The sequence below is a fragment of the Micrococcaceae bacterium Sec5.7 genome (assembly GCA_039636785.1).
In the GTDB taxonomy this organism is placed as follows: domain Bacteria; phylum Actinomycetota; class Actinomycetes; order Actinomycetales; family Micrococcaceae; genus Arthrobacter.
Genome location: CP144169.1, coordinates 658515 through 684808, shown reverse-complemented (window position 1 = coordinate 684808; position 26294 = coordinate 658515). Strand labels below are relative to the sequence as shown.

Annotated in this window: 24 protein-coding genes and 1 pseudogene; 18 read left to right on the top strand and 7 right to left on the bottom strand. The window is 64.1% G+C overall.

All coding sequences use genetic code 11. The features are described 5' to 3' along the window. Positions 1 to 18 precede the first annotated feature (18 nt). From V3C33_03130 to V3C33_03120, 3 genes are all read right to left on the bottom strand, one after another. Positions 19 to 1029 (bottom strand): LacI family DNA-binding transcriptional regulator, encoded by a 1011-nt coding sequence (locus V3C33_03130; GenBank protein ID XAS68331.1) that lies wholly within the window; start codon positions 1027 to 1029, stop codon positions 19 to 21. A gap of 246 nt (positions 1030 to 1275) precedes the next feature. Next, positions 1276 to 1749: an SRPBCC family protein gene (locus V3C33_03125; protein ID XAS68330.1), complete on the bottom strand. Its 474-nt coding sequence runs from the start codon at positions 1747 to 1749 to the stop codon at positions 1276 to 1278. Between the two features lie 2 nt (positions 1750 to 1751). Then, positions 1752 to 2108: a metalloregulator ArsR/SmtB family transcription factor gene (locus V3C33_03120; GenBank protein ID XAS68329.1), complete on the bottom strand. Its 357-nt coding sequence runs from the start codon at positions 2106 to 2108 to the stop codon at positions 1752 to 1754. Between the two features lie 164 nt (positions 2109 to 2272). Between V3C33_03120 and V3C33_03115 the strand changes: the two genes are divergently transcribed. The 10 genes and pseudogenes from V3C33_03115 (at position 2273) to V3C33_03070 (ending at position 13738) form a co-directional block, all read left to right on the top strand. After that, on the top strand, positions 2273 to 2677 hold the full coding sequence (locus V3C33_03115; protein ID XAS68328.1) for a tautomerase family protein: 405 nt from the start codon (positions 2273 to 2275) through the stop codon (positions 2675 to 2677). Between the two features lie 208 nt (positions 2678 to 2885). Further along, positions 2886 to 3899, top strand: coding sequence for a 5-dehydro-2-deoxygluconokinase (gene iolC / locus V3C33_03110; protein ID XAS68327.1), 1014 nt, complete (start codon positions 2886 to 2888; stop codon positions 3897 to 3899). Continuing rightward, complete coding sequence (locus tag V3C33_03105) at positions 3896 to 4822, top strand: deoxyribose-phosphate aldolase (protein ID XAS68326.1); 927 nt, start codon at positions 3896 to 3898, stop codon at positions 4820 to 4822. The genes iolC and V3C33_03105 overlap by 4 nt, the downstream gene beginning before the upstream one ends. Positions 4823 to 4840: 18 nt before the next feature. Next, on the top strand, positions 4841 to 6769 hold the full coding sequence (gene iolD / locus V3C33_03100; protein XAS69629.1) for a 3D-(3,5/4)-trihydroxycyclohexane-1,2-dione acylhydrolase (decyclizing): 1929 nt from the start codon (positions 4841 to 4843) through the stop codon (positions 6767 to 6769). 16 nt (positions 6770 to 6785) lie between these two features. Continuing rightward, positions 6786 to 8282: a CoA-acylating methylmalonate-semialdehyde dehydrogenase gene (locus tag V3C33_03095; GenBank protein ID XAS68325.1), complete on the top strand. Its 1497-nt coding sequence runs from the start codon at positions 6786 to 6788 to the stop codon at positions 8280 to 8282. 41 nt (positions 8283 to 8323) lie between these two features. Next, on the top strand, positions 8324 to 9256 hold the full coding sequence (locus tag V3C33_03090) for a sugar phosphate isomerase/epimerase (GenBank protein XAS68324.1): 933 nt from the start codon (positions 8324 to 8326) through the stop codon (positions 9254 to 9256). Positions 9257 to 9296: 40 nt separating this feature from the next. Continuing rightward, complete coding sequence (locus V3C33_03085) at positions 9297 to 10310, top strand: Gfo/Idh/MocA family oxidoreductase (GenBank protein ID XAS68323.1); 1014 nt, start codon at positions 9297 to 9299, stop codon at positions 10308 to 10310. A 79-nt stretch (positions 10311 to 10389) separates the two neighbouring features. Next, positions 10390 to 11262, top strand: coding sequence for a sugar phosphate isomerase/epimerase family protein (locus tag V3C33_03080; protein XAS68322.1), 873 nt, complete (start codon positions 10390 to 10392; stop codon positions 11260 to 11262). A 30-nt stretch (positions 11263 to 11292) separates the two neighbouring features. Next, positions 11293 to 12753 carry a sugar porter family MFS transporter gene (locus V3C33_03075; protein ID XAS68321.1) on the top strand — a complete coding sequence of 487 codons (1461 nt, stop codon included), beginning with the start codon at positions 11293 to 11295 and terminating at the stop codon, positions 12751 to 12753. 9 nt (positions 12754 to 12762) lie between these two features. Further along, a pseudogene (locus V3C33_03070) lies at positions 12763 to 13738 on the top strand (MFS transporter). A gap of 100 nt (positions 13739 to 13838) precedes the next feature. Here V3C33_03070 and iolB read toward each other — a convergent pair. Together iolB and V3C33_03060 are read right to left on the bottom strand one after the other, a co-directional pair. Then, the gene (gene iolB, locus V3C33_03065) at positions 13839 to 14741 is read right to left on the bottom strand and encodes a 5-deoxy-glucuronate isomerase (protein XAS68320.1); all 903 of its coding nucleotides are present in this window, start codon (positions 14739 to 14741) and stop codon (positions 13839 to 13841) included. 31 nt (positions 14742 to 14772) lie between these two features. Then, on the bottom strand, positions 14773 to 15513 hold the full coding sequence (locus tag V3C33_03060) for a GntR family transcriptional regulator (protein ID XAS68319.1): 741 nt from the start codon (positions 15511 to 15513) through the stop codon (positions 14773 to 14775). Between the two features lie 307 nt (positions 15514 to 15820). On the opposite strand from V3C33_03060, the gene V3C33_03055 reads away from it, so the two are divergent. From V3C33_03055 to V3C33_03035, 5 genes are all read left to right on the top strand, one after another. Further along, positions 15821 to 16816 carry a substrate-binding domain-containing protein gene (locus V3C33_03055; protein XAS68318.1) on the top strand — a complete coding sequence of 332 codons (996 nt, stop codon included), beginning with the start codon at positions 15821 to 15823 and terminating at the stop codon, positions 16814 to 16816. A 58-nt stretch (positions 16817 to 16874) separates the two neighbouring features. Beyond that, positions 16875 to 17927: an ABC transporter permease gene (locus V3C33_03050; protein XAS68317.1), complete on the top strand. Its 1053-nt coding sequence runs from the start codon at positions 16875 to 16877 to the stop codon at positions 17925 to 17927. Between the two features lie 12 nt (positions 17928 to 17939). After that, on the top strand, positions 17940 to 18848 hold the full coding sequence (locus V3C33_03045) for an ATP-binding cassette domain-containing protein (GenBank protein ID XAS68316.1): 909 nt from the start codon (positions 17940 to 17942) through the stop codon (positions 18846 to 18848). A gap of 78 nt (positions 18849 to 18926) precedes the next feature. After that, entirely contained in the window at positions 18927 to 19928 is a 1002-nt protein-coding gene (locus tag V3C33_03040) for a Gfo/Idh/MocA family oxidoreductase (GenBank protein ID XAS68315.1), read from the top strand. Further along, a complete protein-coding gene (locus tag V3C33_03035) occupies positions 19925 to 20965 on the top strand; it encodes a Gfo/Idh/MocA family oxidoreductase (GenBank protein XAS68314.1) in 1041 nt (346 codons plus the stop codon). The genes V3C33_03040 and V3C33_03035 overlap by 4 nt, the downstream gene beginning before the upstream one ends. Here V3C33_03035 and V3C33_03030 read toward each other — a convergent pair. Next, entirely contained in the window at positions 20962 to 21972 is a 1011-nt protein-coding gene (locus V3C33_03030) for a LacI family DNA-binding transcriptional regulator (GenBank protein ID XAS68313.1), read from the bottom strand. The genes V3C33_03035 and V3C33_03030 overlap by 4 nt on opposite strands. Positions 21973 to 22114: 142 nt before the next feature. Here V3C33_03030 and V3C33_03025 point away from each other — a divergent pair, with 142 nt between their 5' ends. Then, the gene (locus tag V3C33_03025; GenBank protein XAS68312.1) at positions 22115 to 23203 is read left to right on the top strand and encodes a Gfo/Idh/MocA family oxidoreductase; all 1089 of its coding nucleotides are present in this window, start codon (positions 22115 to 22117) and stop codon (positions 23201 to 23203) included. Next, positions 23203 to 23976 (top strand): TIM barrel protein, encoded by a 774-nt coding sequence (locus V3C33_03020; protein ID XAS68311.1) that lies wholly within the window; start codon positions 23203 to 23205, stop codon positions 23974 to 23976. Before V3C33_03025 ends, V3C33_03020 begins: the two co-directional genes overlap by 1 nt. A gap of 90 nt (positions 23977 to 24066) precedes the next feature. Here V3C33_03020 and V3C33_03015 read toward each other — a convergent pair whose 3' ends face one another. Beyond that, positions 24067 to 25107, bottom strand: coding sequence for a LacI family DNA-binding transcriptional regulator (locus V3C33_03015; GenBank protein ID XAS68310.1), 1041 nt, complete (start codon positions 25105 to 25107; stop codon positions 24067 to 24069). A gap of 150 nt (positions 25108 to 25257) precedes the next feature. On the opposite strand from V3C33_03015, the gene V3C33_03010 reads away from it, so the two are divergent. Then, positions 25258 to 26286 (top strand): Gfo/Idh/MocA family oxidoreductase, encoded by a 1029-nt coding sequence (locus tag V3C33_03010; GenBank protein XAS68309.1) that lies wholly within the window; start codon positions 25258 to 25260, stop codon positions 26284 to 26286. Positions 26287 to 26294: the final 8 nt, after the last annotated feature.

The following is a 26294-nucleotide window of genomic DNA, read 5'->3' as shown; positions in this document are numbered from 1 at the left end:
CAATTTTCCTCTGGGTGTTCAGCGGATCGGAAGGCGGTGCGAGGACGACTCGCGGACGATGAGTTCACTGGCCAGCGATACGGAGGCAGGTTCTCCGCCGTCGATGACTTTCACCAGCAGATCCACGGCTATCCGGCCCATATCCTCAACGCTGTGCGAAATGACGCTCAGCGCGGGGTTGAGCAGGGCGAACCAATCAATGTTGTCGAAGGCAACAAGCGCAATGTCCTGGCCGATCCGCACGCCTAGTTCATGCAATTTGGCGACGGACCCGACGGCCATGGGGCTGTCGGCCGCGAGGATGGCCGTGGGCGGGTTCTTGAGCTGAAGCAGCTGTGCAGTGGCTGCGGAGCCGCTGGCAACCTGGAAGTCTCCGAATACCGTCAGCGCCGGGTCCTGATCGAGTCCAGCTGCACGCATCGCATCAGCGAAAGCGCCGTAACGCTCGCGGCCGGTGGAAATCGATTGCGGTCCGGCGATGTAGCCGATCCGCCGGTGCCCCTGGTCCGCAAAGTGCCGGACTGCCTGGCTGATTCCTACATGACTGTCCGTGGTGACGCTGGGGACATCCAAGCCGTCAATCCTGCGGTCAACGAACACCGTGGGGATCCCGCGGTTAAGGAGAGAGCTGATGGATCCGCTGCCATTGCCTTGGGGCGCCACGATCACACCATCCACACGCTGATCAATAAGGGTGTCCAGGAACCGATTCTGCTGGGCTTCCCGTTCATTGGCGTTGCCGAGCAGGATGACGTACCCCGCTTCAAGAGCCGCCTGCTCCACTGCGTGCGCCAGATCGGCGAAAAAGGGGTTGCGCACGTCCGAGACGAGGAGACCCACGACGTTGGTTCTGGTGGACCGGAGGCTCCGGGCCTGGGCGTTGGGGCGGAAGTCCAGCTGCTCGACGGCGGCGGTAACTTTTGCCCTAGAGTCGCTGGACGTCGCGGGGTGTCCGGACAGCACCCGGGATGCCGTGGCTGGGGAGACTCCGGCCAGTGCCGCGACATCCTTGATGGTGACTGTGGTCATCGCAGACACTCCTTCGTGTACGAGTTCTTGGAATCGTTTCCATGGAATCGATTCCATGAGTGTAAGTACCGGCGTCGGATGGTGTCAAGTGTCACGAAAAAGTGAGGCTCGTGGGAATAGCGACGGCGGCCGGTCACCTTCTCCAGCGAAGGTGACCGGCCGCCGTCGTTCATTGAGTACCAACGCGGGGTCACTTACGGCCCATCCGACGGGGTGGGATGGGCCGTAAGTGACCCCGCGTTGCTGTCAGTTGGCCAGGAGCTCGTCCAGCCGCTCGTAACCCTCGGTCATGCCGCCCTCCATGCCGGATTGGGCCATGCCGTCGCGGGCTTCCTGGCTGGGATACATGGAGTGTCCGATCAGCTTGCAGCGTCCGCCGCCGAGGTCCTCGAAGGTGAGGAAGTCCGTGCTGACGATGTCCGGGTAGCCGCTGAACTCGAAGGTCTGGATGGCGAAGTCGTTCTCGCGGACCGTGTGGAAGATGCCGCTGAAGTCGTAGGCAACCCCGTCCGGGCCCGTGTGCCGGTAGAGGTAGCTGCCGCCGGTGCGGAAATCGTAGTGCTCGATTTCCACATTGGTGCCGCGGGGCCCCAACCATTGCGTGATGAGGTCCGGATCCTTGTGGGCGCGGAAGACCTCTGCGACGGGGAAGTCGAACTCCCGTTCAAAGTCGATGTACGGGACGCCGTCAGGGACGGTAAGTTTCAGGGGGTTGCTCATGATCAGTCCTTTGGCTGTTTGCCGCGTGGTACGGCGTTGGATCGGAGCACGGCATCGAGGCTGCGGAACTGCTCTTCCCGGACCAGCCGGTACTGGCCGATCCATGCGGTGAGCGCCTCCAGTCGTGCGGGGTCAAGATGGACGGGCCGGCGCTGGGCATCCCTGGTGCGGGTGACCAGTTGCGCCTGCTCGAGGACCTGGATGTGCTTCGAGACCGCCTGTTTGGTGATCGCGAAGGGTTCCGCCAGTTCATTCACTGTGGCCGGACCCCGGCTGAGCCGGGCGACGATGCGGCGGCGGACAGGATCGGCCAGGGCCATAAAGGCCGAGTCGAGGAGGTCGTCGTCGTTGTCCAGCATATGTTTAACCTTTTTGTTAATCAATCAATATCTTTATCAACCAATTGGTTGTTAATAGACTAGCCACACTGCCGTCGCAGGGCAAGGTCTCTCCGGGAAAAACATCTTGCAATCTCAAAGAGAAGTTTGTTAGTATGTCAGGACAAACTACCAAAGGAAACCCTGTGCCTCTCGTTCGAATCGATGTCAATGAAGGCCGCAGTCCGGAAGAGCTGCGTCAGCTCAGCCAGGGCATCCATGACGCAATCCTCGCTGAGTACGGAATCCCGGAGCGCGACTATTTCCACATCCTCACTGAGCACCCCCAGGGCCAGATTGTTGCCCAGGATGCCGGTCTTGGCTTCGAGCGGACCCCGGATGTCGTCATGATCCAGATCTTCACCCAGGGTGGCCGTACTCAGCAGGCGAAGCAGTCTCTCTTTGCTGCGGTTGCTGGCCAGCTTGCTGAAATCGGCGTGGCGGGGGAGGACGTTTTTATCGGGTACGTGGAAAACGCTGCCGGTGACTGGTCCTTCGGGTTTGGCCGCGCGCAGTATGTGACGGGCGAGCTGGCTGTACCCAGCAAATAGCCACACTGTTCCGCCCCGGAACCGCACCATCCGGGGAGGATTTCGGCACTTCATGCGAAGTTGTAAATATGTCAGTACAAACCTTTGACAGGACATGAAATCTAGTGCAAAGTAGTGGATGTGGCCCCGCTCACTAAGGGTCTGCCAGGCACCGGAGCTCTAACTGCGTAGAGGCAAAGAGTTCAAGAGAGAAAGGTCCACGATCACCGTGACCCACGAACTGCTCACGATCGGGCGCATCAGCGTAGATATCTACCCGAACGACATCGGGGTTGATCTGGAGGACGTTACGTCCTTTGGCAAGTACCTTGGTGGCTCCCCGTCCAATGTGGCCGTTGCCGCTGCACGCCACGGACGCCGTACGGCGGTCATCACCCGGACCGGTGATGATCCGTTCGGCAACTACCTGCACCGTGAACTGCGCAAGTTCAACGTGGACGACAGCTTTGTCACGGCCGTCAAGGAATGGCCCACGCCGGTCACCTTCTGCGCCATCAAGCCGCCGGAAGACTTCCCACTGTATTTCTACCGCTTTCCCACGGCGCCGGACCTGCAGATCAAGGCCGCGGAACTGGACCTGGCTGCCATCAAGGACGCCACCATCTTCTGGTCCACGGTGACCGGCCTGTGCCAGGAGCCCAGCCGTGACGCACACATCACGGCCCACGAAGCCCGGCCCCGGGCCGAGCTCAAGGACGGCCAGTACACCATCCTGGACCTCGACTACCGCCCGATGTTCTGGGCTTCCGAGGAGGAGGCCCGTGCAGAGGTCGCGAAGGTTCTGCCGCACGTCACTGTGGCCATCGGCAACGACAAGGAGTGCGCTGTAGCAGTGGGGGAGGGCACTCCGGACGAACAGGCCGACCGTCTGCTCGACGCCGGTGTGGAAATCGCCGTCGTCAAGCTCGGCCCCGAGGGAGTCATGGCGAAGACCCGCACCGAGCGCGTTGTTTCCGCGCCGGTGCCGGTTGAGACCGTCAACGGCCTTGGCGCCGGCGACTCCTTCGGCGGTGCCTTCTGCCACGGACTGCTCTCCGGCTGGCCGCTGGGCCAGGTCCTGGACTTCGCCAACGCCGCCGGCGCGATCGTGGCCTCGCGGCTTTCCTGCGCCGACGCCATGCCGACGCCGGAGGAAGTCACCTCTCTGCTGGCAGAACGCGGACGCCTGGTCCCCGGCGACTTCCCCGCAGCAACTTTTGTTCCAGAAGGAGCAGCACAGTGACCTTTAGTGACGATCCCTGCCGTTATGAGCACCTGAGCACTATCCGGCTGGAGGATCCGGACGCCGTCGCGCGGGCCGCAAAGTCCCGCAGGCGCCACCCGGGCCTGAAGTACGGCAAGCAGAACTTCATCGTTGCTGCCGACCACCCGGCCCGCGGCGCCCTGAGTGTCGGCAACGATCCTGTGGCCATGGCGGACCGCCGCCAGCTGCTGGACCGCCTGCAGATTGCGCTGGCCAATCCCGACGTCGACGGCGTGCTGGCCTCGCCGGACATCATGGACGACCTGCTGCTCCTCGGTGCCCTCGACGGCAAACTGGTCTTCGGCTCGATGAACCGCGGCGGACTCGCCGGACTGATCAACGAATTCGATGACCGCTTCACCGGCCACACGGCCGCTGCACTGGCGGAGCTTGGCGCCGACGGCGGCAAGATGCTGACCCGCATCTGCCTGGGCGATCCTGACACCGTCTCCCTGCTGGAGGCCACGGCCAAGGCCATCGACTCCCTCGCCGAGCGCAAGCTGATCGCCATGGTGGAGCCGTTCCTGTCCGTCCGGGAAAACGGCAAGGTCCGCAACGACCTCTCCACCGATGCCGTGATCAAGTCAGTGGCCATTGCGGAAGGCCTGGGTTCCACGAGCGCCTACACCTGGATGAAGCTGCCCGTGGTGGCTGACATGGAGCGCGTCATGGCTTCCACCACCATGCCCACCGTGCTGCTCGGCGGCGATCCGTCCGGCACCCAGGACGAGGTCTTCGCGAGCTGGCAGGCCGCCCTGGCGCTTCCCGGCGTGCAGGGCCTCACAGTAGGTCGCACACTCCTGTACCCGCAGGACGGCGACGTTGCAGGTGCCGTGGCAACGGCTGCCTCCTTCCTGCAGAAGGCACCGCTCAACTTCACCCCTGTAGAAGTATCGGAGTAACCCATGGCTACGCGCAGAATGACCGTCGCCCAGGCCGTGGTCGAATTCCTTTCCAAGCAGTACACCGTTGACCGCATCGGTGATCAGGATTACCGCGAACGGCTGATCCCGGGAACCTTCGGTATCTTCGGCCACGGAAACGTTGCCGGCGTCGGCCAGGCCCTGAAGCAGTATCAGGCCGCGGACCCGGCCATCATGCCGTACTACCAGGGCCGCAACGAACAGGCCCAGGTGCACCAGGCCGTCGGCTACGCACGGCACACCCGCCGTCGCCAGACCTTCGCCATCAGCACCTCGGTCGGTCCCGGCTCCACCAACCTGCTCACCGGTGCCGCGCTGGCCACCACCAACCGGCTGCCCGTGCTGCTGCTGCCCAGCGACACCTTCGCCACCCGTGCAGCCGACCCCGTGCTGCAGCAGCTGGAACGCCCGGACGCCTATGACGTCACGGTCAATGACGCCTTCCGGCCGCTCTCCCGCTTCTTCGACCGGGTGTCCCGCCCGGAGCAGCTGTTCTCGGCTTTCCACCACGGACTCCGCGTGCTGACTGACCCGGCCGAAACCGGTGCCGTCACCATCTCCCTGCCACAGGATGTCCAGGCAGAGGCCTTCGACGTCCCGGAAGAATTCCTCGCGGAGCGCGAGTGGCGCATCCGCCGTCCGGACGCCGACGACGACGACATCCGCCGTGCGGCCGAAGCAATCCGCGCCGCCAAGCGTCCCCTGATCATTGCCGGCGGTGGCGTCCTCTACGCGTACGCCAACGACGAACTGGCCAGGTTCGTTGAGCTGACCGGCATCCCGGTGGGTAACACCCAGGCCGGCGTCGGCGTCCTGCCGTGGGACCACCGGTTCTCGCTGGGGGCCATCGGCTCCACCGGCACGACGGCGGCCAACGCCATCGCCGCCGACGCGGACCTGATCATCGGGATCGGTACGCGCTACGAGGACTTCACCACGGCGTCGCGGACCGCCTTCCAGAACCCTGAAGTGAAGTTCATCAACATCAACGTTGCCCCGCTGGACGCCTACAAGCACGGCACGTCCCTGCCGATCGTGGCCGATGCCCGCAAGACCCTCATCAAGCTGAACCAGGCCCTGGGCGGCTACCGCATCGGCGCGGATCTGGAACGCACCATTTCCGAGGAAAAGACCCGCTGGAACGCCACCGTGGACGAAGCCTTCGACACGCGCTTCACACCGTTGCCGGCCCAGAACGAGATCATCGGCGCCACCAGCCGCGCCATGGATGCCCAGGACGTCGTCATCTGCGCTGCAGGATCACTGCCGGGCGACCTGCACAAGATGTGGCGGGTCCGCGACGCGTTCGGCTACCACGTGGAATACGCGTACTCCTGCATGGGCTACGAAATCCCCGGCGGCCTGGGCGTCAAGCGTGCCGCCCTCGCCGAAGCCGCCCGCGGCGGTGCGGACCGCGACGTCGTTGTCATGGTGGGGGACGGCTCCTACCTGATGATGCACACCGAACTGGTCACAGCCGTCGCCGAGCGGATCAAACTGATCGTGGTGCTGATCCAGAACCATGGCTACGCCTCGATCGGCTCGCTCTCCGAGTCGCTTGGCTCCCAGCGCTTCGGTACCCAGTACCGCGCGCTGGATGAGGAAAACCACAGCTTCGACGACGGCGAGACGCTGCCGGTGGACCTGGCCTTGAACGCCGAGAGCCTCGGCGTCAAGGTGATCCGGATCGAACCGGGGGAGAAGGCCATCGCCGAGCTGGAAGCAGCCGTCCGGGCCGCTAAGGATGCACCGGAAATTGGCGGGCCGATCGTCATCCATGTGGAATCGGATCCGCTGCTCGACGCTCCCAGCTCCGAATCCTGGTGGGATGTTCCGGTATCGCAGATCTCGGAGCTGGAATCCACGCAGCAGGCCTTCAACACCTATACGGAAAACAAAAACCGCCAGCGCACGCTGCTCGGCTGAACCAAGGAAGTTCACTATGACTAACACCATTAACCACTTCATCAACGGTGCCGAGACTGCAGGCGCTGGCGACCGCACCCAGCCCGTTTACAACCCCGCCACCGGCGCCGTCTCCGCAGAGCTGCGGCTGGCTAACAAGGCTGACCTGGACGCCACCGTGGCTTCAGCCAAGGCCGCTGCCGTCAGCTGGGGCGATTTCTCCCTGGCCAAGCGCACCGGCGTGCTGTTCAAGTTCCGTGAGCTCGTTGCAGCACATATTGACGAGCTGGCCGAGCTGATCACGGCCGAGCACGGCAAGGTTCTCTCCGATGCCAAGGGCGAGATCGGACGCGGCCTGGAGGTCATCGAGTTCGCCTGCGGCATTCCGCAGCTACTCAAGGGCGATTACTCGGACCAGGTTTCCACCGGGATCGACGTCTTCTCCTTCCGCGAACCGCTGGGCGTCGTTGCCGGCATCACGCCGTTCAACTTCCCCGTGATGGTGCCGCTGTGGATGGCCCCCATGGCCATCGCCACCGGCAACGCTTTCATCCTCAAGCCCTCCGAACGGGACCCCTCCGCGTCCATGCTGCTGGCCAAGCTGTGGAAGGATGCCGGCCTGCCCGACGGCGTCTTCCAGGTCCTGCACGGCGACAAGGAGACGGTCACCGGACTGCTGACGCACCCGGACGTTGACGGCATCTCTTTCGTGGGCTCTACCCCGATCGCCCAGTACGTCCACGAGACCGCCACGGCGCACGGCAAGCGCGTCCAGGCACTGGGCGGCGCGAAGAACCACGCGATCATCATGCCCGACGCCGATCTGGACAACGCTGCCGACCACCTGGCCGCCGCCGCTTTCGGTTCCGCCGGGGAACGCTGCATGGCCATCTCCGTTGCTGTCGCCGTCGGCGATGCTGCTGACCTGCTGGTCAAGAAGGTCGAGGAGCGTGCGCTGGCCGTCAAGGTCAACAACGGTACCGAGCCCGACGCGGAAATGGGTCCGGTCATCACCCCGGCTTCCAGGGAACGCATTATCCGGATCGTCACCGAGGCCGAGCTGGCCGGTGCCGCGCTGGTGGTTGACGGCCGCGACCTGGTGGTCCCCGGCCATGAGGAGGGCTTCTGGGTAGGGCCCACGGTTATTGACCACGTCAAGGCCGAGATGACCGCCTACACCGAGGAGATCTTCGGGCCGGTGCTGGTTGTTGTCCGCGTTGAAGACCTGGACGAAGGCATCGCCCTTATCAACTCCAACCCCTACGGCAACGGCACCGCCATCTTCACCTCTTCGGGCGCCAACGCGCGGAAGTTCCAGCGCTCGGTGTCCGTGGGCATGATCGGCATCAACGTGCCGCTTCCGGTACCGGTTGCCTACCACTCCTTCGGCGGCTGGAAGGCGTCAATGTTCGGCGACAAGCACATGTACGGCCCGGAAGGTGTCTCCTTCTACACCCGCGGCAAGGTTGTCACCTCGCGCTGGCCGGAACCGACCCACGCCTCAGGTGCCTCCTACAACTTCCCGTCCAACTGAGCCTCACTGCTGAGACCCGCACCGAGAAAGTAGGCGCCGTCATGACAGACGCAGCAAAGACCGACACCGAAAACAAGCTGATTATCGGCACGGCACCGGATTCCTGGGGTGTCTGGTTCGCCGACGACCCCCAGCAGACGCCGTGGGAGCGGTTCCTCGACGAGGTTGCCGAGTCCGGCTACAAGTGGATCGAACTGGGCCCGTACGGCTACCTGCCCAACGATCCCGCCCGCCTGGCCGAGGAACTCAAGCAGCGGGGCCTGTTGGTCACCGCAGGCACCGTCTTCACCGCGTTCCACCGCGGTGCCGAACAGTATGGCATCGCCTGGGAGCCTGCCCGCAAGGTAGCCGAGCTCACCGCGGCCATGGGTGGCGAACACATTGTGGTCATCCCCGCCATGTGGCGTGATGACGTCACCGGTGAGGCTGTGGAGAGCGGGGAGCTGAGCCCCGCGCAGTGGGGCGATCTGTTCGCCGGCCACAACAGGATGGGCAAGGTGCTGCTGGAGGACTTCGGCCTCAAACAGCAGTTCCACTCGCACGCAGACTCCCATGTCGGCGCGCAGGCTGACATTGAGCACCTGTTGGCGGAGACGGATCCTGAACTGCTGAATCTGTGCCTGGACACGGGACATGCCGAGTACTGCGGCGCTTCCAGCCTGGACCTGATCCGCAAGTACCCGGAACGCATCGGCTACCTGCACCTGAAGCAGATCAACCCCGAGATCCTGGCCAAGGTGAATGAGGAAGACATGACCTGGGCTGCGGCAAACCTGGCCGGGGTCATGACCGAACCGCCGAACGGGCTGCCGGATCTGCGGGCTGTCATCGAGGCAGTGGAAGGCCTGAACCGGCCGATCTTCGGCATTGTTGAGCAGGACATGTACCCGGTGGCGTTCGACGTCCCCATGCCGATCGCCAAGCGCACCCGAAACTACCTGCTCTCGTGCGGCTCCCGTACCGCGGTCCGCTGACCAGGCACCGCAGAATCTCCAAACATCGAAGGACAGAACAATGACTGAATCACTCCGCGTCGCCGTCATCGGTGCAGGCCGCATGGGCGTCGACCACATCCAGCGCCTCAACAAGCGCATTCACGGCGCAGAAGTCGCCGCCGTCGTCGACATTGACCTGGCCCGGGCGCAGGCCGCCATCGAAGGCATCCCCGGTGCCGTCGCCCTGGCCGATGCTGAGGAAGCGCTCAACAACGGCGACGTTAACGCTGTGCTGATCGCCACCCCGGGCTTCCTGCACGAGGACATCCTGCTCAAGGTAATCGCAAAGGACATCCCCATCCTGTGCGAAAAGCCGCTGACCCCGGATGCGGCGACGGCCTGGAAGATCGTCCAGGCCGAGGAAAAGCTGGGACACAAGCGCGTCCAGGTCGGTTTTATGCGCCGCTTCGACGCCGAATACGCCGCTCTGGGCAGCGTGATCCGCGACCGCGAACTCGGTGAGCTGCTGATGCTGCACCACCAGCACCGCAACCCAACCACGCCCCCCGGCTTCACCAACGAAATGCTCATCAACGACTCCGTGGTGCATGAGTTCGACGCCATCCGCTTCTTCACCGGCGAGGAAATCACCAGCGTGCAGGTGCGCCTGGGCAAGGCCACCAAGAATGCCCCGGCCGGCCAGCACGATCCGCAGCATGTCCTGATCGAGACGGAGTCCGGCGTGCTGGCCGACGTCGAGATCTACGTCAATGCGAAATTCGGTTACGAGGTGGCCACCCAGGCTTCCTTCGAGGACGGCATTGTGAGCATCGGCGGCGACAAGGGGCCGTACACCCGCAGCGCCGGACGCTGGGGCGGCAACGTCACCCCCGGCTTCGAAGAACGTTTCGCAGAAGCCTACGACGTCGAGATCCAGTCCTGGGTCGATGCTGCCCTGCGCGGCGAAATCGGAGGCCCCACCACCTGGGATGGCTACGCCACCGCAGCCTGCTGCGAGGCCGGCGTCGAGGCGCAGAAGAACGGCCAGAAGATTGCCGTTGTTCTGAACGCCAAGCCTGCGCTTTACAACTAACGAAAAGCGGGAGGGAGCGGAAGCGATTTTTCCCCCCCCTCCCGCGATTTCCCGCCTGACCCACAATGGAGTGACCACCGTGAAAATTGCGCTCGACCCCACGCCGTTTCACCACAGCCACAGCCTGCTGGAGTTCCCCCAGCTGGTGGCCGACCTCGGGTATAAGTACATGCAGCTGACGCCGCATCCGGACTTCATCCCCTTCTTCAACCACCCCAAGGCCGACGACGCCCTCGTCCTCCAGCTGAAAAATGCCTGCACCGATGCGGGCATTGAGATCGCCTCCGTGTTGCCGGTGCTGCGCTGGTCCGGCCCGGACAAGGACGCCCGCGAAGCCGCCGTCCGCTACTGGAAGCGCGCCATCCAGATCACCGTGGACCTGGGGGTCCGGCAGATGAACTCCGAGTTCAGCGGCCGGCCCGAGCAAGCGGAGGAATCCGAGCGGGCCTTCTACCGCTCCATGGAGGAGCTGTTGCCGATCATCGAGCGCGAGGGCCTGCACGTGGCCATCGATCCGCATCCGGACGACTTTGTCGAGCAGGGCCTTGCCGCCATACGAGTGATCCGCGGCGTCAACTCGCCGAACATCGGCATGGCCTATGTGGCCTCGCACACGTTCCACATGCAGGATGACCCGGAGGCCATCATGCAGGCCGCTGGCGACCGGCTGCGGGTGGTCCACATCTCGGACACCATGAACCACCATGCCTCGCATGGCCTGCGCTACATCACCAACCCGCCCGGCAACGCCGTGCGCGTGCACCAGCATCTGAAGATCGGTGACGGCGACGTGAATTGGGATGAGGTCTTCGGCGGCCTGTCCGAAATCGGCTTCCTGGACCGCGACGATACGGTCATGGTCTCCAGCGTTTTTGCCGAAGATGAGAACGTCCGCGAGGTATCCCGCTACCAGCTGAACACCATCAAGGAGTACGTCTCAAGCGTCCTGTAGCGGTCGAGATCTTCCACCATTTAAGGAACTATGACGAATTCAAGTTTAGTATTGACCCCGACCGCGGCCCCCAAGACCCCTGCCCCCAAGACCCCGGCCAACCCGAAGAAATTCATGCGCCGCGTGGCGATCTTCTCCACTTTTGGCGGCCTGTTGTTCGGCTATGACACCGGTGTGATCAATGGTGCTTTGCCGTTCATGCAGCGTGATCTTGGCCTGACGCCGCTCACTGAAGGGCTGGTCACATCGACTCTCCTCTTCGGGGCGGCTTTCGGCGCAATCGGTTCCGGCCGGCTGTCTGACCGGTTCGGCCGCCGCAAGACCATCATGGGCCTCGCGCTGATCTTTGCTGTGGCCACCATTGCCTGTTCATTAGCGCCAAGCACGGAGTCGCTCATTGCAGCCCGTACCTTGCTGGGTCTGGCGGTGGGCGGGGCTTCGGTGATTGTCCCGGTCTATCTGGCCGAAATGTCGCCGGCTGCCCAACGCGGGCGGATCGTCACGCAGAACGAGCTCATGATTGTCACCGGCCAGTTCCTGGCCTTTACCTTCAACGCAGTGCTGGGAAATGCCTTCCCGGAATCGATGCACGTCTGGCGCTGGATGCTGGTCATTGCCACGCTGCCTGCCGTTATCCTGTGGTTCGGCATGCTGGTTCTGCCGGAAAGCCCGCGTTGGCTGGCCTCGGCGGGCCGGTTCGGCGAGGTCATGGCTGTCCTGCGCAGCACTCGAGCAGCGGTCGACGTCTCGGCTGAGTTCGACGAAGTGCGGCAGGCTGCCCGCGAGGACTACCAGTCGAAACTGGGAACGGTTAAGGATCTGACAGTTCCATGGATCCGCCGTATCTTTGTGGTTGGGCTGGGGATGGCGGTGATAAATCAGATCAGCGGCGTCAACGCCATCATGTACTACGGCACCACGATTCTGTCCTCGTCCGGCTTCGGCGATCAGGGGGCGCTGCTGGCCAATGTGCTCAACGGCATCACCTCCGTAGTGGCCGTGATTGTGGGCATGTACCTGATGACCAGAATTGCCCGCAAATCCATGCTGATCTTTGGCCTGTGCGGCACAGCATCGTCGCTGCTGGCCATCGCCATCATTTCCTTCGCTGTCCCCGAGGGGCTGCTACGGGCCTATCTGGTCCTGCTCTTTATGGTGACGTTTCTGGCTTCCATGCAGGCCTGCATCGGGACTGTGACGTGGCTGACCATGTCTGAGATCTTCCCGCTGCACGTGCGCGGCGTGGCCATGGGAATCTGCGTCTTTGTGCTGTGGATGATCAACTTCCTGATCGGGTTCTTCTTCCCGCAGATGGTGTCTTGGATCGGAATCTCCGCAACGTTCCTGATCTTTGTTGTACTGCAGGCATTCGCCATCATCTGGGTGAAGCGTGTTGTTCCGGAAACCAGGGGCAAGAGCCTTGAAGAGCTGGAACACCATTTCAAACAAGCGGCCGGTGTGCCCACCAACACAGGAGTGCCCGCCAACTGACACACGCTGCGGTTCGAGCGGAAGCCGGTACTGGCCGTCCTGCTGGTGCTGTTCATTACCGGCAACCTGATCTCGGCCGTTGCGCCTGACTACGGGATGATGATGATCGGCCGCATCATCGCAGCCCTGGCCCACGGTGCTTTCTTCGGCATCGGAGCAGTGGTGGCCGCAGAGATGGTGGCTCCCACCAAGAAGGCCGGCGCCATCGCCATCATGTTTACCGGGCTGACGGCAGCCAACGTCCTGGGCGTTCCATTCGGCACCATGCTGGGCCAGGCCACCGGCTGGCGCTCCACGTTCTGGGCCATCACCGTCATCGGCGTTATCGCTTTGGCGGGCATTATCACACTGGTTCCCAAGACCGACCACGGCGACACCGTGCCCGGTGGACTCCGCAGCGAACTGCGCGCGTTCCGCTCCGGGCAGGTCTGGCTGTCCATCCTGGTCACCGTACTCGGCTACGGGGGGATGTTCGGCGCCTTCACCTATATCGCGTTTACCCTGACTGACGTCTCCGGCTTCTCCGCCACTACCGTGCCGTGGCTCCTGATCGTCTTCGGTGTAGGTCTCTTCATCGGAAACACACTTGGCGGCAGGCGGCGGACCGCAACGTGGACCGCACACTGCTGTGGTTCTCTCGGTCCTGGTGGTGGTGCTCGCAGTGTTCGCGCTGACAGCCGATAACCAGATCATGCTGACGGGCGGCTTCGGTTTCGCCACGGTTCCGGGTCTGCAGATGCGCATGATGAAGTACGCCAAAAGCGCTCCCACCCTGGCGTAGGGCGCCAAGATCGGCGCGTTCAATGTGCGCAACGCCCTGGGCGCCTGGCTGGGCGGTGTGACCATCACCGCCGGTCTCGGATACACCTCACCCATCTGGGCAGGTGCAGGCATCACGCTGCTGGGCCTCGGTGTTATGGCCTTCGCTGCGGCAGACGCAAAGCGGATCTCCGCCCAGCGAGGCCAAGCCGGAGCAGGGCTCTGAAAACCAGCCGGCCGCCGTCGAGACCGCTGCTGTTTAGCTGCAACACTCCACCCAGATGCCGTAGGAACTCAGCAACAGGTTCAACAGAACGGCAGGGTTTTCAGCCGAAAGGCAGGCGGGGATCCAGGTCCTGGCCCTCCCAGGTCTGGCGGACCCAGCCGTGGTGGGGATCGTCGCTGATGAGCCAGTCGCGGACACGGCCGGGCCCGGCCATGACATTGAGGTAGTACATGTCGTAGCCGGGTGGGGCCATTGCCGGTCCGTGCCAGCCGTAGGGGACCAGCACAACGTCGCCGGTGCGCACCTCTGCCGAGACATCGATGGGCCGTTCGTCCGAGGCATAGACCCGCTGGTAGCCGATTGCATCGGCGTCAGGGCCGGGACCGGCAACGGAACCGGCGACGGTGGCCACCCGGGTCTCGAAGTAGTAAATCTCCTCGAGACGCGTTTCGCCCTCTTTTTCCTCATCGTGCTTGTGCGGAGGGTAGGACGACCAGTTGCCTGCCGGGGTGATGACTTCGCAGACGATGAAGCGGTCGGCTTCCAGGGCTGCCGGTGTGCCGAAGTTGTGGACCTGGCGTGAGCAGTTGCCTGCGCCGCGCAGTTCCACGGGGGTTTCAGCGGCGGTAATCAGGCGCGTGGGGTACGAGACCTGGGCCGGGGCGGTGGCAATGGCTACCCTCCCGCCGTCGGACGAACTGACTGTCACGGACTTTTCCGTACCGGAATACAGCACATCCGTAGTGCCGCTGAAGACGCTCGCACGGCCGGCTAGCTGGAAGTCCTGGCCGTCCACGGTCGCCGTGAATGCTCCGCTGAGCGGGATCACTATCCGTTCCTCGCCCGCTGCGGGGAGTTCGACGGCGGCACCGGGGGCCAGCGTGGCCACCTTCAGCCCGGTGTGTGCCCACCCTTCCACCTCGATGGTGGAGTCTGCGGTTCCGAGCGAAACGTCCCAGCTGCCTTGGGCAGCGGTTCCCAGTGGATATACCCAGTCGGCCATGGAATACTCTTTCGGTCGGTACGTCCGGCGTTCAGCGCTGGACTAATGTCATTTCAAAGCTGTAGGAATCCGCACGGTAGACGTGGTGTCCCGTCTCCACCATCCGGCCGGTGTCGTCCACCGCGGTGCGCTCCATGGTCACCAGCGCAGATCCCGGCTCCGCTTCCAGCAGCGGGGCCTGGTAGTCGTTGGCCACCATCGCGCCGATCCGCTGGGAGGCCAGCCGAAAGTTCACTCCGCCATTGCGCAGGATGCCGTAGAGGCCCTGTGAGCCCAGCAGTGCTTCATCGATGGGGGTGATGTCATCCCTGACCCAGTTCTCCATCAGCGCCAACGGTTTGCCTCCCACCTTCCGCAGCCTGGTGAAGTGGTAGACCCTGGCTCCTTCAGTCAGGTGCAGTGCCTTCCGGGTGGCGGCATCGGCCTCGATATGGGAAAAGCTCAGCACGTCGGTGGTGGGCTTGCTGCCGTTGTTTGTGAGGTCGTCAAAGAGGCTGGAAAGCTCCAGCGGGCGGCGGACCTGGCTGGAAACCACCTGGGTGCCAACACCGCGTTTACGGACCAGCAGGCCGGAGCGGACCAGCTCGTCCATGGCTTTGCGCATGGTGGGGCGGGAGAGATTGAGCCGTGCGGCGAGGTCAATTTCGTTGTCCAGCCGGCTACCGGGAGTCAGGATCCCGGTGTGGATGGCGGCCTCAATGCCCTGCACCACCTGGTGGTAGAGGGGTACCGGGGAAGAGCGATCGATACTGAGATTGAGTTGATTCGCCATTGAGCTCTCCCTTTGTGCTGCGGAGGTTCCCTGCGTCCAGGATACCCACGTATGTCAGGTGCATGTTCGCTTGATAGGACATACTGCCTTATTTATCGATGATAGCAGGCTTCTTGGCCGGTCAAGGCTATGCCTCCGTACTGTCGGTCTCGGTCTTGAGGCTCCATTGAGTTGAATTACGTAAAAACATCCTAATGTCAGGACAAACTATTGACATCTGTGAGCCGAGTCACCATGATCGTTGTAGAAGGCTCATCGACCGGCGCGCTGAAGCGTACGGCTTGGCCCGGATCAAAGGAGATTAATCGTGACCAAGTTCTCGTGGCGGAAGGCAGCTTTTGTGGCCGCCGTTGTACCCATGCTGGCCCTGAGTGCCTGTTCCAGCTCTGGCGGCAAGCCTGCCGACTCAGGCAATGCTGGCGGTGGCGGGCAGGCAGTCAGCACTCCGCGGCTCAAAGTCGCACTCATTACCCACGCGGCAGCGGGCGACACCTTCTGGGACATTGTCCGCAAGGGTGCCGAGGAAGCCGCCGCGAAGGACAACGTTGAGTTGCTCTACACCTCGGATCCTGAGGGCGGCCGGCAGGCGCAGCTCATCCAGCAGGCCGTGGACCAGAAAGTTGACGGCATTGCCGTCACGCTGGCGAAGCCTGATGCGCTCAAGGATGCACTCAAGAAGGCAACCGACGCAGGTATTCCTGTAGTCAGCCTCAACGCCGGTGAGTCCGTATCCGCACAGCTGGGCGCGTTCACCCACTTCGGATCCAACGAAAAGCTTGCCGGCGCCGCCGTTGGCGAGAAGCTCAGTTCGCTCGGCCTGAAGCACCCGATCTGCGTCATCCAGGAACAGGGCCACGTGGGGCTGGAAGCACGGTGCGGTGGCGTCAAGGAGAAGGTCCCGGCCACCGAAATCCTCTATGTCACTGGAACCGACATGACACAGGTTTCCTCGACTGTGACTGCCAAGCTGCAGGCCACAGCCGATGCCGATGCCATCATCGGCCTGGGCGCTCCCTTCACGCTCACCATCCTCAAGGCTGTTACCTCTGCCAACAGCAAGGCGAAGGTTGCTTCCTTTGACATGAACCCCGAACTGGCACAGAAAATCGTCGACGGGGAGATCATCTTCACTGTCGACCAGCAGCCGTGGCTCCAGGGTTACAGCTCCATCGACGCCATCTGGCAGACCAAGCGCGGCGGCTTCAAGATCGGCGGCGGACAGCCCGTGCTGACCGGACCCTCCATCGTTGACAAAGCTGCTGCCACGGATGCCCTCAAATTTGCCCAGCAGGGCATCCGCTAAGCAGTCTTTACAGCCTGGCCCGGGGCCTGCCCCGGGCCAGGCGCAAAGGAGAAGGACCATGACCGAAACACTACAAAAACTGACAAAGCATTTGGCTGCCGATGAACGCGTAGGAAAGCGCAACCCGCTCCAAAAGCTGCTTGGCCGTCCGGAGGTTGGTGCGCTCGTAGGCGCCGTCGTCCTGTTTATCTTTTTCGCCGCAGTTTCGCAGACCTTCACCCAGCCGAATGCCTTTGCCACCGTTCTTTACGGCAGCTCAACCATCGGCATCATGGCCGTTGGCGTTTCGCTGCTGATGATCGGCGGCGAGTTCGATCTCTCCACGGGCGTGGCAGTGATCAGCTCGGCCCTGACAGCGTCACTCTTCAGCTGGTACTTCACCACCAATGTCTGGGTGGGGGTTGCGCTGGCGCTGGTGGTGTCGCTGTCCATTGGCTTCATCAATGGCTGGATCCTGATCAAGACCAAGCTGCCCAGCTTCATCGTGACTCTGGCCAGCTTCCTGATGCTGACCGGCCTGAATCTGGGCCTGACGCGTCTGATCGGCGGCTCGGTGTCTTCCCCGTCCATCTCCACCATGGATGGCTTCAAGTCTGCCCAGGCCATTTTTGCCTCCTCGGTGAACATCGCCGGCGTCGAGGTCAAGAACACCGTCTTCATCTGGATCGTCCTGGTGGCCGTGGCGTCGTGGGTCCTGCTGCGCACCCGGGTGGGCAACTGGATCTTCGCAGTGGGCGGCGACGCCAACGCCGCCCGCGCCGTGGGCGTTCCGGTAGCCAAGACCAAGATCGGCCTGTTCATGGCCGTTGGTTTCTGCGGCTGGATCCTGGGCATGCACAACCTGTTCGCGTTTGACGCGGTGCAGTCGGGCGAAGGTGTGGGCAATGAATTCCTCTACATCATTGCCGCCGTCATCGGTGGCTGCCTTCTCACCGGCGGCTACGGTTCTGCCGTCGGCGGTGCGATCGGCGCATTCATCTTCGGTATGGCCAACAAGGGCATCGTGTACGCCCAGTGGAACCCGGACTGGTTCAAGTTCTTCCTGGGCCTGATGCTGCTGCTGGCCACCATAGTGAACCTGATCGTCAAGCGTCGAGCAGAACTCAAGTAAGGGGCTGTACTCATGAACGCCAAACAGATAGACCAGCAAACGCTGCTCAAGGATGAAAAAGACGCGCTGACCCACACCCCCGTGCACCTGCTGTCACTGGAACAGGTGGGCAAGCACTACGGCAACATCATCGCGCTGAGCGATGCGACCCTGGCGGTGGACAATGGCCGGGTGACCTGCGTCTTGGGCGACAACGGTGCCGGCAAGTCCACGCTGATCAAGATCATCGCCGGCCTTCACCAGCATGACGAGGGGACCTTCAAGATCCTGGGCGAGGAGCGGAAACTCAACAGCCCCCGCGAGGCGCTGGATTCCGGCATTGCCACGGTGTATCAGGACCTTGCAGTGGTCCCCCTGATGCCGATCTGGCGCAATTTCTTCCTTGGCTCGGAACTCACCACCGGGTGGGCCCCCTTCAAGCGCATGGACGTCCAGCGGATGAAGGACATCACCCTGAAGGAACTGGCGGAGATGGGCATCGATCTGCGTGATGTGGAACAGCCTATCGGCCAGCTCTCCGGCGGTGAGCGGCAGTGCGTCGCGATCGCGCGGGCAGTGTACTTCGGTGCCAAGGTCCTGATTCTGGACGAGCCCACGGCCGCCCTGGGCGTCAAGCAGTCCGGCGTCGTGCTCCGTTACATCCTGCAGGCCCGCGACCGCGGGCTCGGCGTCGTCTTCATCACGCACAACCCGCACCATGCCTTCCCTGTGGGGGACCGGTTCCTGCTGCTCAAGCGTGGCAAATCCATCGGCTACTACGAGAAGAAGGACATCACGCTCGAAGAACTGACGGCGCAGATGGCCGGCGGCGCCGAACTGGCAGAGCTCGCCCACGAGCTCGAAGAGCTCGGCGGCCACGGCGAGGTCGTCAAGGAGGTAGAGGCCGAGCTGGCCGGAACCACCGGCCACCAGCCCGGCTAAGAATCCCGCAGAATCCCCGGCTGATGGCCAACGCCATCGGCCGGGGATTTTCCTTTGACCGAAACATTGGAAGAGCACATGTCAATCAGGGTAGGTGTCATTGGCGCCGGAATCATGGGTGCCGACCACATAGCGAGGCTGGCCACGTCGATCGGTGGGGCGGAGGTTAGTTTCGTCGCTGATATCGACCCGCGCCGTGCCGCCGCAGCGGCCACCGCGGTGGGGGCCCGGTCCACCACCTACCCATCCGAGCTGATCAACTCCGGTGAGGTGGACGCCGTCGTCATCGCGTCACACGACTCCACGCATGCCGGGTTGATTCTGGAATGTTTTGAGGCCATGACCCCGGTATTGTGCGAGAAGCCGCTTGCCCCCGGCGTGGTGGCATGCCGTGAGGTAGTGGAAGCCGACGCCGGCATTGTTGCCGCCACCGGGAGGTCGCTGCTCTCCCTGGGGTTCATGCGTCGTTTTGATCCGGGCTATGTCGAGCTACGCAGATATGTCGGCTCCCGTGAAGCGGGGGAGACGCTGATGGTCCACTGCATCAGTAGAAATATGGGCTCCGGTCCGGGGTCCACCACGGAGTCCGCCGTCACCAACTCGGCCATTCACGAACTGGACATCATCCCCTGGCTGCTCGATTCACCCATCACCGAGGTGGCGTGGCACGCCGGCCGAAGCTCAACGGCCGCCGCCGACGGCCTGCACGATCCGGCGCTGATGCTGCTGCGGACCGCCGATGGTGTCCTGACCACCCTTGAACTCTTCCTCAACGCCCGCTATGGCTACACGACCCAATGTGAGGTGGTGGCCGAGCGCGGCACGGCCACCCTGGCGGAGCCTGCCCTATTGGTCACAAATTCGGCCGGTGCCCGGTCCACCGCCTACCCGGAGGACTGGCGGCCGCGCTTCTCCCAGGCCTACCGGCTGGAGCTGCAGGCCTGGATCACGGCGCTGGCCACCGGCGAGGAGTCCCCGCTGGCCACGGCCGCGGACGGGCTGCGGGCCGCCCAGGCCGCGGAGGCCATGATCACCTCGCTGCGCAACAATGGCGAATTTGCGAAGGTAGCGTACTCATGACGCTCATCAACCAGCTCCCTGCGTCCCGGGTGCCCGATTCCCTCTCGGCCCCCGCCCTTCGATGGGGCATCATGGGGCCGGGATGGATCGCCGAGCGATTCACCGAATCCCTCCAGGCACACACCCGCCAGGTGATTGCCGCCGTCGCATCTCGCTCGCTGGAGCGTTCGCGGGCCTTTGCCGACACCTTCGGGATCGCTGCGGCGTACGGCAGCTATCAGGAGCTGGCAGCCGCCCCGGACATCGACGTCATCTACGTGGCCACCCCGCACAACTTCCACCACCAAGCCGCCGTGGTGGCCCTGGACGGGGGCAAACACGTGCTGATTGAGAAGCCGATCGGCATCAACGAGGCCCAGGCCAGGGACATCGCCGAGCGAGCCGAGGCCGGCGGCCTCTTCGCCGCGGAGGCGTTGTGGACCCTCTTCCTGCCAAAGTTTGACGTCATCCGGCAAGTGCTGGAATCCGGGACGCTGGGCGAACTCACCACGGTTCTCGCCGAGTACGGCGAGTACTTTGAACCGGGGCACCGCATTTTTGATCCCGCGCTCGCGGGCGGCCCGCTGCTGGATCTGGGCACCTACCCGCTTTCCCTGATCACGACGCTGTTGGGGGATCCGGAGCGGATCATGGCGATTGGACAGCCCCACCCTTCGGGCGTCAATGCCCAGCTCTCCGCGGTGCTCTCTTTTGCCGGCGGGCGTCAGGCCGTGATGAATACGAACCTGCATAATTTCACCCCGACGATGGCCACCCTGGTGGGTACCGCCGCAACGCTGACGCTGGATGGGCTGTTCAACATGCCCGGCGGATTCAGCGTCCGCTTTCCGGACTGCAGGGAGCTTCGCTACGACGAGCCGGCAGGGGCCCATTTTGAGGGCTTGCACTATGAGGCGGCGGCTGTCGCCCGGGCCATCCACGCTGGCGAAATGGTAGCGAGCCAGCGGCCGCTCAGCGAATCCATCCGGACCATGCGGGTGGCCGACGAGATCCGGCGTCAACTGGGCATAGTGTTCCCTGGCGAGCCGGGCGACTAGCCGGCAGGGGCTGCGGTGGTGCCGCCGATTTCCAGGAACGGAGGCACCCGCAGGTGTTCGGCCGCGCCACCGCCCAGCCGGGCCGTGGCCGCGCGGACGGCAGCTGCCGCCAGCTCCGGACCATTTTGGCCGATCGAGGTCAGGTTGATGTGCTCAAGCCGCGCCAGCCGGGAGTTGTCGTAACCCACCACGGAGATGTCTCGCGGGACGCTTAGCCCGGCCTTGCCGAGCACATCCAGCACGCCCAGCGCGCAGCGGTCATTGAAAACGACGACGGCGCTGGGCCGCGCCGGCCCGCCCGGCAGCCCGGCGCTATCCACCAGCTCCCGGGCGGCCCGGGAGCCGTCGGCCTCGGTGGTGCCGCCGGTGACGACCGAGGCACTCGCAGTGAGCCCGCTATTGGCCATATAGCTGAGGTAAGACCGGCGGCGTGCGGCGGACCCGACGGCGGTCCCGCCGTCGATATGGGCTATCCGGGAGTGCCCCAGCCCGCGAATGTGGTCCATCGCGAGCCTGATTCCCGCGTCCTCGTCGCTGGAGACACTGCCGGCCGCGTCGCCGCGAACCGGGCGGAGCATGGAAATCACCGGAACTGGCAGCTGCGCAAGCCCTGCCGCCGGCGTCGAGGGGGCGATCAGGACCAGGGCCTCGGCGCCAAGGTCCAGCAGGGATTCAACGGCCCGCTGCTCGCTGCGCCGCGGACCCGCCGCGCTCAGGGTCACGCCGTAGCCGGCCGCCTCACCGGCCTCGTAGAGTAACTCAACGAGCTCGGCATGGTAGGGCTCGGTCACGTTGAAAACCACGCCAAGCAGGCGGGAGCGGGTGCTGCGCAGCAGCCTGGCCCGCGTATCCGGACGGTAGCCGAGTTCCCGGGCGGTATTGAGGACCCTCTCTCGTGTGGCCAGGCTGGCGCCGACAGCCCCACGGATCACGATCGAAACCAGCGCCCTTGAGACCCCAGCGGCCGCCGCGACGTCCGCCATGGTGGGGCGGGGGCTCGCTGTCATGGGGCCTCCTGAGTCGTGCGGAAAGTACTGGCCCCAGTCTACTAGATCGATCTAGATTTTCTGCCGATGCTGTGCAAAACTGATTAGCAGCGCATCTTCTAGATCGATCTAGAAGGTTTCAGCACGAGGAAAGGACGGGCCCATGGCCTACATTGAAAACCAGGCAGGGACACCCGTACGAGGCATACGGCTTGGCCTAATCGGCGCCGGCTGGATGGGGGCATTCCACGGGGAAAGCATTGTCCGGCGCATTCCCGGAGCCGTCCTTGAGGCCATCGCTGACCCCGCGCTGGACGTCGCCGCGGAGCTGGCCGGCCGGCTGGGCGTCGCCAAGGTTACGGCCGATGCTGCAGACCTGCTGGCCGATCCGGAGATCGACGGCGTCATCATCGCCAGCCCGGCCCGCTTCCACGCCGCGCTCATTGGGCAGGCGGCACGCGCCGGAAAGCACATCTTCTGTGAAAAGCCGGCCGGACTGACGCTTGCCGAACTCGACGCGGCCCTGGCAGAGGTGGACAAGGCCGGGGTGCACTTCCAGATCGGGTTCAACCGCCGTTATGCGGAAGACTTCCGTGCCGCCAAGCGTGACATTTCCTCGGGGGTCATCGGGCGGCCGCAGCTTCTCCGCTCGCTGACCCGGGACCCCGGCACCGGCAGCATCGCCCACGCCGCCCGGACACCGGCCTGGACGATTTTCCTGGAAACCCTGATCCACGACTTTGACACCCTTAACTGGTTCAACGAGGGTGCCGAAGCCGTGGAGGTCTACGCCATTGCCGATGCGCTTGTCGAACCGGACTTCAAGGAGCAGGGATTCCTGGACACGGCCGTCGTCACGATCCGTTACAGCAACGGCGCCGTGGCCGTCGCCGAGGCAAACTTCAGCGCACTCTACGGCTACGACGTCCGCGGCGAGGTGTTCGGGTCCAAGGGCATGGTCCAGGCTGGGCAGAGCACCGCGACCTCGGCCCGCCGCTACACGGCCGAGGGCGTTTCCGCGCAGACACCACGGCTGAATGTTGAGCTCTTCGCCCAGGCCTACACGGATGAGCTCGCGGACTTTGCCGCCGTCATTGGGGGCCTGCGAGGCGGCAGCCCCACGGCGGAAAGCGATGTGACCCCTGGACCCGCGGACGCGCGGCGCGCCCTCGGTATCGCCCTGGCCTGTATCGATTCCGTCCAGCGGGGCGTCCCTGTGGCCGTGCGCTCCGACGCCAGGGCAACCCCCTGATGCGGCTCGCGGTCTGCGCCGAAATGGTGTTCACGGAGCTGCCGTTCATCGAACGGGTCCGGCGCATCCACGATGCCGGCTTCGATGTTGAACTCTGGGATTCGCGGACCAAGGACATCCCCGCACTCAAGGCCAGCGGCGCGGTCTTTTCCTCCATGACCGGCTACAGCGCCGGCAGCGTGGTGGATCCCTTCACGGCCCATGACGTGGTCCGCACGGCCGAGGAGCTCATTCCCACCGCCCTCGAACTCGGCGTCAGCCGGATGGTGGTGCACTCGGCCGAACTGGTGGATGGCGCGGCCGCCCGCCCCCGCTACCGCTCAACGGGTCAGATGTGGATGACCGGCCTCAGGACCCTGGAAAGGCTGGGGGTGCTGGGGGCCAAATATGGTCTGACGTTTTGCCTGGAAAACCTCAACACGATCCTGGACCATCCGGGCATTCCGCTGGCCCGGGCCAAGGACACCTTGGCCCTCGTGGAGGCCGCGGGGCACCCCAACGTCAAGATGATGCTGGACCTGTACCATGCCCAGATGGGGGAGGGGAACCTCATCGAGCTGGTCCGCTCGGCCATGCCGCATATCGGGGAGATCCAGGTCGCGGACGTTCCGGGCCGCTGCGAGCCGGGCACCGGCGAAATCAACTACGCCGCCGTCTGCCGCGCGCTTAGCGATGCCGGATATACCGGAACGGTCGGTATGGAGGCCTGGGCGCAGGGCGACAGCGACGCCGCCCTGGCCGCCTTCCGTGCGGTGTTCACCCCGCACGGATGAACCCGGGCTCCTCACCGCGGTCCCCCGCGCGACGATTCTTGGCGCTCCTGCTTATGAGTGCCGCACAAGGTACAGGAGTGCCCAATATCGTCAAGGCCTGGTAGGCCTGGGCCCGCCAGGCGCCGCGGTGCTGCCCCTGGTTTCGAGAGCCGGGGGCAGCAGCTCGTCCGCCGGCGCGGTGCTGCCGGGGACGAGCCTGGCCAGCAGCAGTTCTGCCGCGCGCCGCCCGGCGGCATGGCTGGAGTTGTCGACCGAGGTCAGGCTGATCCGGCGGAGTTTGGCCAGGGGCGTGTTGTCGTAGCCGACGACAGAAAGGTCCCGCGGCACGGCCAGGCCGCGTTCCTCCGCGGCAGACATGACGCCCAGAGCGGCCATGTCGTTCACCGCAAAAATGGCAGTGGGTCGGTCCGGGCCGGAGAGCAGCTCGCCGCCCGCGCGGTAGCCGCCCTCCTCCGTCAGATCCCCGGGGGCGGTGCGGATAAACTCCTCCAGGCCGGCGGCCGCCATCGCCCGCTCATACCCCCGCCGGCGGGCCACCCCGACGGCGGTGTCGCCCGCGCCCACGTGGGCAATTCTCCGGTGGCCCAGGGCCAGCAGATGATCCACGGCCAGGCGGGCCCCGGCGTCGTCGTCGTTGGTCACCACCGTGACATTGGCGCTCGGGGCGGAAGGCGCACCCAGCACCACGGTGGGCACTTGCTCGGCGGCGGCGGACAGGCTCGGGCTCTCGGGCATGGTCCCCACCAGCACGAGTCCCTCGATATTCATCTCGAGCAGTTTCTGCAGCAGGGACTCGCCGCTGCGGCTGTCCAGCCGGAAGTCGCCCATCACCATCTGCAGTCCACGCTCGTTCAACACCGCGTTGAGCCCCTCAACGGCCGCAACGAACCACGGGTTGCGCATGTCATTGAGGACGACGCCGATCGTGCGGCTTCTCGACTCGCTGAGCGAGCGGGCGGCCGCATTCGGCCTGTAGCCGAGCTCCCGGACGGACGCTTCGACGGCCTCGCGTTTGGCGGCGCTGACGTAGCCGGTTCCGCGGAGCACAAGCGAAACCACGGACTTGGACACTCCTGCTGCGGAGGCCACGTCGAGAATGGTTGCGGCGCGCTTCCGGGCGGGTGCGGTCACTGTTTCCTCCAGGTTGTTAATGCCGTTTGTTAATACAAAGTCTTGACTCGGATCGATGACTTCCCTTACTCTAGCAAGCAGATGTTGGAGCGTTCCAACATAGTTCGGTGCCCGGGTTCCGGGCCCCGGTTTTACTTGCAAAGGAACACCATGAAGAACGTAACTCTCGGTCTGGTCGGAGTGGGGCGCATCGGCATCATGCACGCCAACAACATTGCCGCGGTCAACGGGGTGCTGAACCCGCAGGGGATCAACGTCCGGCTCAAGCTGACCGACGTTGCTGCGGATCACGCCCGCAGCGTGGCCGCCGGACTTGGTGCGGAGTTTCTGCCTTCCGTGGAAGAGCTCATCGGCTCCGGTGTTGACGGACTGGTCATCGCCACCGGTACCGGCACCCACCCGGATCTGATCCGGACCGGAGTGGACGCCGGTATCCCTGTCTTCTGCGAAAAGCCCGTGGCCATGAATGTTCAGGACTCGCTCCCGGTGCTGGACTACGTCCGGGAGAACGGCGGAACGGTTCAGATCGGCCACCAGCGCCGCTTCGACGCAGGCTATCTTGAAGCCAAACGATCCTTTGAAGCCGGCGAACTGGGCTGGATCCATTCCCTGCGGGCCGTCACGTGTGACATGACGCCCCCGCCGGTGGAGTTCCTGGCAACATCCGGCGGCCTGTTCCGGGACTGCTCGGTCCATGACTTTGACATCCTGCGCTGGCTGACCGGCCGCGAAATCGTGGAGGTCTACTCCAAGGGCTCCAACAACGGTGATCCGGCGATCGGCGAAGTGGGGGACGTGGACACCGCGCTGGCACTGGTGACGTTCGACGACGGCACGGTGGGTACCGTTTCCGCCACCCGCTACAACGGGGCCGGGCACGATGTCCGGCTCGAAATCCAGGGCTCCCAGGGTTCGGTCATGGTGGGGCTGGATGAGAAGACGGCCATGGCCTCGGCGGAAACCGGCATCACGTTCCCTTCCGGTGAATCACACAAGACCTTTGCCGAACGTTTCGATCAGGCCTATCGCTCGGAGATGGTCGCATTCGTGGAGCTCATCCTGGGTCAGCGGGAAAATCCCTGCACTCCGGAAGACGCCGTCGCTGCTTCCCGGGTGGCCGACGCCGCGCAGCAATCCCTCGAGACCGGGGTCCCGGTCAAAGTCACCCTCCAGTCCTGAAGGAAAAA

Excerpts from the sequence above, each read along its gene's own strand:
- iolB (XAS68320.1), bottom strand. The coding sequence starts at position 14,741 with ATGGCCGACTGGGTATATCCACTGGGAACCGCTGCCCAAGGCAGCTGG.
- V3C33_03010 (XAS68309.1), top strand. The coding sequence starts at position 25,258 with ATGAAGAACGTAACTCTCGGTCTGGTCGGAGTGGGGCGCATCGGCATC.
- iolD (XAS69629.1), top strand. The coding sequence starts at position 4,841 with ATGACCGTCGCCCAGGCCGTGGTCGAATTCCTTTCCAAGCAGTACACC.
- V3C33_03085 (XAS68323.1), top strand. The coding sequence starts at position 9,297 with ATGACTGAATCACTCCGCGTCGCCGTCATCGGTGCAGGCCGCATGGGC.
- V3C33_03125 (XAS68330.1), bottom strand. The coding sequence starts at position 1,749 with ATGAGCAACCCCCTGAAACTTACCGTCCCTGACGGCGTCCCGTACATC.
- V3C33_03130 (XAS68331.1), bottom strand. The coding sequence starts at position 1,029 with ATGACCACAGTCACCATCAAGGATGTCGCGGCACTGGCCGGAGTCTCC.
- V3C33_03025 (XAS68312.1), top strand. The coding sequence starts at position 22,115 with ATGGCCTACATTGAAAACCAGGCAGGGACACCCGTACGAGGCATACGG.
- V3C33_03040 (XAS68315.1), top strand. The coding sequence starts at position 18,927 with ATGTCAATCAGGGTAGGTGTCATTGGCGCCGGAATCATGGGTGCCGAC.
- V3C33_03075 (XAS68321.1), top strand. The coding sequence starts at position 11,293 with ATGACGAATTCAAGTTTAGTATTGACCCCGACCGCGGCCCCCAAGACC.
- V3C33_03020 (XAS68311.1), top strand. The coding sequence starts at position 23,203 with ATGCGGCTCGCGGTCTGCGCCGAAATGGTGTTCACGGAGCTGCCGTTC.
- V3C33_03095 (XAS68325.1), top strand. The coding sequence starts at position 6,786 with ATGACTAACACCATTAACCACTTCATCAACGGTGCCGAGACTGCAGGC.
- V3C33_03035 (XAS68314.1), top strand. The coding sequence starts at position 19,925 with ATGACGCTCATCAACCAGCTCCCTGCGTCCCGGGTGCCCGATTCCCTC.
- V3C33_03090 (XAS68324.1), top strand. The coding sequence starts at position 8,324 with ATGACAGACGCAGCAAAGACCGACACCGAAAACAAGCTGATTATCGGC.
- V3C33_03060 (XAS68319.1), bottom strand. The coding sequence starts at position 15,513 with ATGGCGAATCAACTCAATCTCAGTATCGATCGCTCTTCCCCGGTACCC.
- V3C33_03120 (XAS68329.1), bottom strand. The coding sequence starts at position 2,108 with ATGCTGGACAACGACGACGACCTCCTCGACTCGGCCTTTATGGCCCTG.
- V3C33_03045 (XAS68316.1), top strand. The coding sequence starts at position 17,940 with ATGAACGCCAAACAGATAGACCAGCAAACGCTGCTCAAGGATGAAAAA.
- V3C33_03050 (XAS68317.1), top strand. The coding sequence starts at position 16,875 with ATGACCGAAACACTACAAAAACTGACAAAGCATTTGGCTGCCGATGAA.
- V3C33_03030 (XAS68313.1), bottom strand. The coding sequence starts at position 21,972 with ATGACAGCGAGCCCCCGCCCCACCATGGCGGACGTCGCGGCGGCCGCT.